This window comes from Gemmatimonadales bacterium, assembly GCA_041390145.1.
Classification (GTDB): domain Bacteria; phylum Gemmatimonadota; class Gemmatimonadetes; order Gemmatimonadales; family GWC2-71-9; genus SPDF01.
The window spans coordinates 1-1,825 of sequence record JAWKQM010000001.1 but is presented as its reverse complement, the minus strand read 5'-3'; the positions used below and the strand labels follow the sequence as shown (position 1 = coordinate 1,825).

At 66.8% G+C, this 1,825-nt stretch carries 2 protein-coding genes; both read right to left on the bottom strand.

All coding sequences use genetic code 11. The features are described 5' to 3' along the window. A partial coding sequence (locus tag R2910_00010) for a cyclopropane-fatty-acyl-phospholipid synthase family protein (GenBank protein ID MEZ4411351.1) occupies positions 1-1,217 on the bottom strand: 1,217 nt, incomplete at its 3' end. Next, positions 1,214-1,825, bottom strand: a 612-nt coding sequence (locus R2910_00005; GenBank protein ID MEZ4411350.1) for a hypothetical protein, incomplete at its 5' end; no start/stop codon positions are given. The genes R2910_00005 and R2910_00010, both read right to left, overlap by 4 nt.

Genomic DNA, 1,825 nt, shown 5'->3' with positions numbered 1-1,825 from the left:
AGCGGCATACCGTCGTCACCGTCCTGCCCGGTGCGCGTGGCGAGGACCTGATGCAGTTGGATCCGATTACGGGCGAAACCCCACTTTGACGCTGCCAGGTACAACCGCCACACCCGTGCCTTGCGCAGTCCCACCTCCTGCACCGCCTCGTCCCAGTGCTCCTGCAGGTTGTCCAGCCAGAACCCCAACGTGCGGGCATAGTGCAGTCGCAGGTTCTCCTCGTGCTGGACTTCGAGGTGCTGACGCTCCATCGCGTCGATGAGCACCCCCACATGCACCAACTCGCCGTCGGGGAACACGTAGCGGTTGATGAAGCCGTTGCGGGTCAGCGTGCGCTGCGAGGGGTCGGTGCGGGTGATGCAGTGGTTGAGCAACCTGCCGCCGTCGACCAGTCGTGAGCGCAGGAAGCCGAAGTACGCCGGGTAGTTGGCTTTGCCGATGTGCTCGGTCAGGCCGATCGACGCGATCCGGTCGAAGCCGGACTCCTGCACCGCGCGGTAGTCGCTGTGCCGGATGTCCACGCGCCGGTCCAGCCCCGCCTCGGACACGGCACGCTGCCCCCAGCGGGCCTGCTGTTCGGACAAGGTGACGGCGATCACCTCGACGCCGTAATTGGCCGCTGCATGCAGGGCGAAGCCACCCCACCCACATCCCACGTCCAGGACTCGCATACCCGCTTCGAGTTGCAGTTTCCGGCAGACCAGATCGAACTTCTCCACCTGCGCCTGCTCCAAGGTGGCGTCCTCGCTCGGGAACACCGCGCAGGTGTAGGCCATGGTCGGGCCGAGCACCCACTGGTAGAACCGGTTCGAAACGTCGTAGTGGTGGGAGATGACCTGCGCGTCGCGGCGTCGGCTGTGACGGCCGCCGTTGATCCGCGCCTCCTCCGGCGGCGGTGGCGGCTTCTGCAACAAGAAGGGCGCGAAATGCCGGGCCAGACGCGCCTTCTCCTGCCAGGGGATCTCCCGGACTGCGGCCCTCGCCAGCCGGTCGAAGGCCGTGTACAGGTCGCCGGTCACCTCCAGGTCGCCGGTGACGTACGCCCGCGCCAGGCCCAATTGTCCCGGCGCCCCGAGCAGGGCCGCGATGGCCTTGGGCGACTTCACCTCCAAACGGACATCGGAGCCGAGCCGCCCCCCCTTGCTGCCGTCGTAGGCCACGAACTCCACATCCGTGTCCGGACCGGCCAATTGATCGAACGCCTCCGCGATTTTCATGAGCCCTCCAGGCACGTCTTTTCGTACAGGCCCGGGAACCGGCCCTGTGGGTCATATCTGGCCTTGAGCCGCGCGTACTCGCCGCCGCCGTAGATCTCGTAGAACTGTTCGCGGGAGTAGAACGACGTCGAGTACAACGACTTGCGCCCGCCGAGGTCTGACACTTTCGCCTCGATCCGCCGGTTGACCTTCCCGGCCCGCGGGTCGGCTCCCCGATCGAGCTCCACCCGCGACCAGAAGCCCACGTTCACGTAGGTAGTGGCGGGATCGAACTCGTACAGGGTCCATCGCCGGTTCGGGTCCCGTTGATGCAAGGGGCACAGCCACACCGGAGAGATCCCGACCTCGCGCTCGAAGAAGTCCATGAACTCGGGAAGTGCGTCGACCGGCACCTCCACGTCCTGCACCACGATCTCCTTGGGCGCCCGCCCGCGCAGTGCGTCGAGCCTGCGCGAGAACCCCCAGCGACGGTCCGCGGCGATGATCTTCCAGTACACGTCGCTGCGCTTGTAGCGGTCGGGCCACAGTCGGCGCACCGCGGGCCGCTGCACGCCGAACGCCGACGAGCACCAGAACCAGTCGGTGTCCCATCGCCACAGGTAGTCGTG